Annotated in this window: 6 protein-coding genes; all 6 read right to left on the reverse strand. The window is 35.2% G+C overall.

Annotation, left to right across the window (positions count from 1 at the left end; all coding sequences use genetic code 11):
* Nucleotides 1–97: 97 nt before the first annotated feature.
* On the reverse strand, nt 98–2083 hold the full coding sequence (locus Q9R40_RS03080; RefSeq protein WP_304676325.1) for a fructose-specific PTS transporter subunit EIIC: 1986 nt from the start codon (nt 2081–2083) through the stop codon (nt 98–100).
* 40 nt (nt 2084–2123) lie between these two features.
* Nucleotides 2124–3038, reverse strand: coding sequence for a 1-phosphofructokinase (gene pfkB / locus Q9R40_RS03085; protein ID WP_011162517.1), 915 nt, complete (start codon nt 3036–3038; stop codon nt 2124–2126).
* Complete coding sequence (locus Q9R40_RS03090; protein ID WP_304676326.1) at nt 3035–3793, reverse strand: DeoR/GlpR family DNA-binding transcription regulator; 759 nt, start codon at nt 3791–3793, stop codon at nt 3035–3037. The genes pfkB and Q9R40_RS03090 overlap by 4 nt, the downstream gene beginning before the upstream one ends.
* Nucleotides 3794–3969: 176 nt before the next feature.
* Nucleotides 3970–6276: a glycoside hydrolase family 31 protein gene (locus tag Q9R40_RS03095; protein WP_304676328.1), complete on the reverse strand. Its 2307-nt coding sequence runs from the start codon at nt 6274–6276 to the stop codon at nt 3970–3972.
* A gap of 84 nt (nt 6277–6360) precedes the next feature.
* Complete coding sequence (locus Q9R40_RS03100) at nt 6361–7587, reverse strand: ABC transporter permease (RefSeq protein WP_304676329.1); 1227 nt, start codon at nt 7585–7587, stop codon at nt 6361–6363.
* Nucleotides 7580–8222 (reverse strand): ABC transporter ATP-binding protein (locus Q9R40_RS03105; protein ID WP_304676330.1); only part of this gene is annotated, 643 nt, incomplete at its 5' end. The genes Q9R40_RS03100 and Q9R40_RS03105, both read right to left, overlap by 8 nt.

Here is an 8222-nt window from a genome sequence, read left to right on the forward strand (position 1 = left end):
TAAATACTATACGATTTAATATTATATATACATTATTTATTAAACAAAAAAGTAAGATTCTAAATTTTTCAGAATCTTACTTTTTAATTAGTTATTTTTATTCATCCGGGTCTTCAGAAACAGGTTTCTTCCAGAAACTCATAATTAGACCAGCTACAATTGAACCAACAATTGTAGCTACGAAGTAAAGTAAAATGTGGTTAGATAATGGAGATACCCATAGTCCTCCGTGAGGAGCTGGTACTTGGATATGCCATAGTCCAACAAGTAAACCACCAACTGCTGAACCAATTACGCAGGAAGGAATTACACGACCTGGGTCAGCTGCAGCGAATGGAATAGCACCTTCAGTAATGAATGAGAAACCTAAAATCCAGTTTGATACACCAGCACGACGTTCTTCCTTAGTGTATCGGTTCTTAAAGAAAGTAGTACCAATTGCAGTAGCAAATGGAGGAACCATACCACCAACCATAACAGCAGCCATCATAACTGCAGCAGTTGCAGAATGTGGATCGTTAGCAAATGCACCTGAAGCAAAGACATAAGCAGCCTTGTTGAAAGGACCACCCATATCGATAGCCATCATACCAGCTAAGATCATTGTCAAAATTACAAGGTTACCAGTACCCATACTGTTCAAGAAGTGGGTAATAGCAAAGTTAACTGAACTAAAAATTGGGTTGATGATGTAGAACATAATCAAAGCAATGAAAAGCAAGCCCAAAATTGGGTAAAGCAACATTGGCTTCATACCTTCTACTGATTTTGGAAGTTTAGCAAATAACTTCTTCAATCCAATCATCATATATCCAGCAATGAAACCTGCAGCGATACCACCTAAGAATCCAGCTGGAGAGACAGCATGTGCTTGTGCGTTAACTTGTAAGCCGTTAGTACCGTTAACAATGGCTGCCATGTATCCACCAACAAATCCTGGCATCAAGGCAGGTAAATCACCAATTGATTCAGCAATATAAGCAGCTAAAACAGGAACCATGAATGCAAAGGCTAAGTTACCAGCACTGTTTAAGAAAATAAATGCAGGATTCTTAGCACCACCCGCCATATAGTTTTCAACTATAAAGGAGATGGCCATCAAAATACCACCACCGATAACGAATGGAAGCATGTGACTAATACCACTCATTAAGTTCTTGTAGATAGATGCCCATACACCTTGTTTTTCTTTTGCATCACTATCGCTAAAACTAGCACTGCTATCAGCATGATAAATTGGAGCCTTATTCTCTAAGATATCTTCAATTAACTCTTTTGGATGGTTAATACCATCTACAACAGGCTTCATAATAAGTTCTTTACCATTGAAACGTGGCATATCAACTTTTTTATCAGAGGCAATGATGACACCTTTTGCTCGCTTAATTTCTTCTGGAGTAAGCTTATCCTTTACACCTTCAGAACCGTTAGTTTCAATACGAACATCAACGCCTAATTTTTTACCAGCCTTAATTAAAGCTTCTTGAGCCATATAAGTGTGTGCAATACCATTGATACATGCAGTAACACCAACAATTAAAGGCTTTTGCTCGCTAGCAGGCTTAGATGCTTCTTTTGCAGCTTCGGCCTTTCTCTTTTCGGCATCGGCCTTGTCCTGAGCATCCTTTTCAGCTTCTGCTTTTTTAAAGATATCAATAACTTCTTCTGGTGTAGTTGCTGCCTTTAAAGCATTAACAACATCTGGATTAATTAGTAAACTTGATAACTTAGCTAAAGCTTGTAAGTGTGTGTTATCAGCACCGGCTGGTGCAGTAATCATAAAGAATAAATGAACTGGTTGTCCATCAAGAGCTTTATAATCAATTCCTTTAGGACTTTTTGCAAATAAAACAGCGGCACGATTAATGTACTTGTTTCTTGCGTGTGGCATGGCGATTCCTTCACCAATACCAGTTGTTGATTCTTTTTCACGAGCCCAGATTGATTTAATGAATTCCTCTTCGTTATTTACAACACCTTGCTTTACTTCAAGATCAGCCATTTCTTTAATAGCTTCTTCTTGAGTAGTAGCCCTCAGATCCATAATCATTAAATCAGGACTTAAAAGATCTTCAATTTTCATGAAAATAACTCCCTATCCTAACTGTATTATTTAGTTTTAACTACTTTACTTCTTCAACTGTAATTTGGGGTAAAACAGCATCAATTTGACTCTTAACTGCAATATCTTCAGTAAATGCAGTAGCACCACCACAAGCAGATCCGACTTTCAATGCTTCAACAACATTATGAGTCTTGTAGTAAGTACCTACAAAGCCGGCAATCATTGAATCTCCAGCGCCAACTGAGTTAACAGCAGTACCAACAGCAGCACTTGCATGGTAAATATGATCCTTAGTTACTAAGTATGCACCGTCGCCAGCCATAGAAATCATGACGTTTTGTGCACCCATGTCTAAAAGTTTCTTAGCTGCTTCAAGCATTTCTTGATCATTAGCAAAGCTTGTATCAAATAAAGCTGCTAATTCATGATGGTTAGGCTTAATAACTAATGGGTGGTACTTCAAAGTTGCAAGTAAAGCTTCCCCAGTAGTATCAATTGCAAATTCAGCACCAGCTTCTCTGATAGTTGGTAATAATTGTTCATAGAAGTCAGTTGGTAAACTTGGTGCTAAACTACCACTTAATACAACAATATCGCCTTCATTAAGATCATCCAAACGCGCCTTAAATGCAGTAATTTCTTGTGCATCAATCTTTGGACCAGCCGCATTAATTTCAGTTTCTTTTTGAGCATGAATTTTCACATTAACACGGGTATCGTCAGAAATAGTTACAAAATCACTTTCAATTTTTTTAACGTTTAATTGGCGAACTAATTCTTTGCCAGTAAAACCACCAACAAATCCCCAAGCAGTGTTATCAACATCAAGTTGGTTCAAAATTTGAGAAACATTAATTCCTTTACCACCAGCTAAAAATTGACAATCATTTGAACGGTTAACACTACCAGCTTCCACCTTTTCTAATTGCATAACATAGTCTAATGCTGGATTAACTGTAACAGTATAAATCATGACCGAGCCTCCTCAACTCTGATTTGTTCAGGCAAGATACTTTCTTTACCTGTGCTTAAATTGTTAGTGATGAGTATTGCCTCATTGATATGTGCAAAACTTGCAAAATTTGCTACACCAATCTTACTACTATCCATTAAAATAAACGATTCTTTAGCCTGCTCAATTGCAGCTTTTTTTATCCCAGCTTCTGCTGGATCGGGCGTAGTAAATTGGCCATCTGCTGTTAAACCATTAGCTCCAATAAATGAAACTGTAAAATTCATTTCTTGTAGCTGCTTCATAGCTGTATTGCCTATGACTGCATGCGTTTCAAGCTTAGCCTCGCCCCCTAACAAGCGAGTATGAATTCCATTGTCTAAACATGCTAGTGCAACATCAACGCCATTAGTAACTACATGTAAATCATTAACTTCTCGCAAGAATGGCACCATTTCATAAGTTGTCGTTCCAGCATCAAGAAAAATATGATCTCCATTAGTAACATGATTTATCACAGCAAAACGTGCAATCTCACGTTTATTGTCAACATTAAGATTAAATCTCACTTGTTGTTCAACATCACGTGAATAATCTTGCAGTGAGCGTGCTCCTCCGTGTACACGAACAATCACGCCACGCTTTTCTAATTCAATGAGGTCACGGCGAATTGTTGACTCTGATGACTTAGTCAACTTACACAATTCATTAACACGACAGATACTGTGCTTATTAACATAGGTTGCTATAGCTTGTTGACGTTCCTCGGTCAGCATCGTTCATCATCACCTCATTTAATATGATAAACGCTTTCAGATATAAATTCAATCATTTTTCGTCAAAATCATTCACATTCATTCAATATTAGTCAAAACTGAAGCTATTAAAAGTGAAAAGTTTTCTATATAAAAAGTGAGCTAGCACACCATCGCACTAGCTCATTTTCATTAAATTAATTAACCTGTATATATTTTTTATCTTTATAAATAAAATTCATTTTTTCATTAGTAGTCCTAATTTCAATTCTTTGATAATTTGGCTCATATCCATGCTTTTTCAAATTGATAGTAACTTTATGACCATCTACATTTATCTCATAAAGATTGTACTCACCCTTTTGATAAGCAAAATCGGTTCCATTATCTTGATAATGAGTATATTTACCACGTTCACCAAACACTCTAAATACCATTTTTTCATCTGGTCTAGAGGAAACATGTTCCTTAACTTCTCCCCACGGTAAAATAGTATTTTTCTTAATAAATAAGGGTAGCGTGTCAATTGGAGCACTAACTAAAATAGTACTATTACCGCTATAAGTAACATTATTCCAAAAATCAATCCATTCCCCTTGTGGTAAATAAACAGCTCTCCAGTTTTTACCTTCTTCAACAATTGGCGCTACTACAATATTTGTACCAATCATATATTCGTCATTCATATTTTTAACTGCTGGATCAGTTGGATAGTTTAAAACCAAAGGTCGCATAATCGGCAGACCTGTCTTACTTTCTTGAGCAAATAAATCATAAAGATAGGGAATAAAATGATATCGCAAATTTAAGTACTTACGGTATATCGATAGAGTTGGTTCTCCAAAGATCCATGGCTCTTGCGACCTTGTCCCCATAGCTGCATGATTTCGAAGAAGAGGACTAAAAATTGCCGCTTCAATCCATCTTGTTAGGAGTTCTGGTGTAGTATCTGCACCAAATCCTCCAATATCCGTCCCAGAAAAAGCAAAACCGCTCATTCCTAAATTGCATAGCTGCGGAATCATCATTTGTAAATGGATCCATAAGCTTTGATTATCCCCGGTCCAAACTGTGGAGTATTTTTGTGTTCCCGCATAAGCAGCACGAGTAATCACAAATGGGCGTTTACCTGTTAAATTCTTTAAGCCGTAATAGGTTGCTTTAGCCATATTATGACCATAAACGTTATGCATTTTAGAATGTGTTGATTCATTTTCTTCATCATTAAAAATAATATCTTTCGGAATTTCTCCATTAAATGACGCTGGTTCATTCATATCGTCCCAGATTCCATCAACACCTATATCAACTAAAAACTTACAATTTTCTGACCACCATTTTCTGACTGCTTCACGACCAAAATCTGGGTAAACTGCATCTCCGGGCCAAACTTTATTAACATAAACTTGCCCATTCGGTGCTTTTACAAAATATCCTTTTTTAATTCCTTCTTGGTAGATTTGATAAGTATCATCTTTTTTAACACCAGGATCAATAATCGTAACCACATGGAATCCTAATTTATGAAGTTTATCAATAAACTTTCTTGGATCATCATAGGTATCTGTCCTCCAGGTAAAAACTCGATAGCCATCCATATAATCAATATCTAAATGGATAGCATCACAGGGCAGGTGATATTTGCGCATTTTAGTAACAATTTCTTCTACTTTTTCAGCACTTATACTATATCCCCAACGAGATTGTTGATAACCTAATGTCCACTTTTGCGGCAACGGTGTCTTGCCAGTTAAGTAAGTATAGTTTTTAACAATTTCTTTTAAGTCACTGCCGCCAATAATGTAATAATCAATATTTCCATTATCAGCTGCAATGTAGTAGTAGTTATTACTTTCTTTCCCTAAATCAAAGTAACTATGATAAGTATTATCGAAAAAAATCCCGTATGGATGATTGTTCTTCAATCCAATTAAAAATGGAATCGACTTATATAAACGAGTAAAACTTTCCACCTGCGGCTCGGGATTATCTGTATTCCAGTTTTCATAGGCATAGTGACGTTTATTTAAAAATCCAGTCTTATCGCCTAAACCATAAAATTGCTCATTATCTGCTAATTCTTTGACTAGTTCATAGTAGTGGCCATCTTTTTTTCTACTAGTAACCACTTCATGCCCTTCCGACTCGGCCAACTTTTGCTGGCTAGAATCTACTTGTCGATCAATTGGAATTCTAGAGCCCCGATAGTCAATAATTAAGGGATTTTCTTCTGCATCATAAACATCTATTTTTTCGTCGTGATAAATTTTAATAATTAATTTTGAAGTTTTTATTTCAAGATAGTCATTCTTTTTCTCAACTTTAAATTTAGTTTCTTTTGTCTTATTTCCTTCAATTGCATATGAATTAGTATGCTCACCGCGATTTTGAAATACGTGAATTATTTCAGGGGTTAAGATTGTTAACTCAAGAATAGAATTAGTGAAACTTATCTTTATTTTGTTTTTATTAATCGCATATGTTTTCAAACTATTTGTATTCATATTAAGCCTCTATGTCCTTTTGTATTCGCTTTCAATTTTATCACAAAAAACTACCCAACTTTTGAAAGTTGAGTAGCTAAATTTCTATTCCTTAATACCTTGTAAGGCACGCTTCATATTCTTCCACATTCCATTATCATCGGTTTGTAAAATAAGGCTTGGATAGATTTTTCTAATCCACCAAATCGATCCTAGTAAAAATACGAATAGAATTATTAAAGAGATAGCTGCTTCTAGGTCAGTCGCATTTCCTTTAATTAGGCGAAGGGGCATTAAGAAAGATGATAAAAATGGTACATAAGACATAATCATGGCAAAAATACCATCAGGATTATTAGATAAACTCATACTACTAAATAGTCCAAGCAAAGTTAAATAAACTAAAGGTTGGACTGCCTTATTAGCGTCTTCAGCCTTAGTGACAATTGCACCACAAACAGCTGCATAAACGATGTATAAAATCAATCCAAGCACAACAAATAGTAATCCCCAAGAAATTATTTGTCCCAAAACTTGATCAATAGCCGGCTTTATTTGAGCAAATATATCCTTTACCCCATCAATATGAGGAGCTACATAATAAAAGCCAGAAAACATCACAGCATAAATTAACAATTGAGTAAGAATTTCGAGGAAAATGCCTAACACTTTCCCATCGAAATATTTTCCACCAGGCATACTTGAAAAGATCATTTCCATAATTTTAGTTCCCTTTTCACTGGCAATATCTTGTGCCATGATGGTGCTATAAGTCTGAACCAAAAAGTATAAAACAAAGATTAAGATCCAAAAAGTAGCTGTCTTTAAGTTCTTTTCATCACTTGCATTCAACTTTTTATCATTAGTTTTCTCAGTAAATTTAACTTTTTGAGAAAGTGACTGTATCTGTTGCTCACTGAGCTTAGCGTTTTTTAGATTAAGTGCTTGCTGCTGAGTGTTTAAAACTCTAATCAACTCAGTCTTAACATCATTATCAAGGCTTTCGGTACCATAGTAGTTCGCAACTAATTGAGTAGAAGTCTCTTTAACCACAATATAGCCGCTAATATCACCATCTTTATAGGCTTTTTCAGCTTTTGTCTTGTTTTTATATCCATCAAAATCTTCTGTTTTCTTTAATGGCTGAACTATACTCTGATTTTGACTTACAATTCCTACCTTTGTATCACTGTCGAAAGCCGAAGATGAACTCATTCCGAAGAAAAAAGAAATCAACAATACAAAAAATGGTGCGAAAATCATCAATAAAAATGACCAATTTTTCACTTCTCTACGATATGTTTCTTTAGCGACTAACCAAGTTTTATTCATTCTCTTCACCGGCTTTCATTTTAAAAATTTCATCTAAAGTTGGTGGTTCTTGATCAAATGTTTGCAAGTATTTCCCATGGGAGAGCCGATCAAAAATTTCTTCTCCGTAACTAGCATCTGTTAACCAAAGTTTATAAATACCATTATTCTGTAAAATAGCATCTTCCACACCAGGTAAATTTTTAACATTATCAAGATTCAAGTCAGTTCTGATAAACAATCGAGTCAAGCCAAAATTATTGCGAACATCATTTACAGCACCGCTCAACACAATATGCCCATTATTAATCATTACTACATCATCACACAATTCTTCAACATTAGACATATCATGATCCGAAAATAGGATAGTAGCTCCGCGTTTCTTTTCTTGTAAAATTACTTCTTTAATTATTTCGACATTTACTGGGTCGAGTCCACTAAAAGGCTCATCCAAAATAATTAAGTTTGGTTGATGAATAAGAGTTGCAATTAATTGGATTTTTTGTTGATTACCTTTAGATAAACTTTTTATTTTATCGGTAATCTGACCCTTAACTTCTAGCTTTTGCATCCAATCTTGCAAATCATGTTTTACTTTATCTTTTTTCATTCCTTTTAAACTAGCCAAAAAACTCACTTGCTCTAAAACAGTT

This window comes from uncultured Lactobacillus sp. (genome assembly GCF_948948975.1).
Taxonomy (GTDB): Bacteria; Bacillota; Bacilli; order Lactobacillales; family Lactobacillaceae; genus Lactobacillus.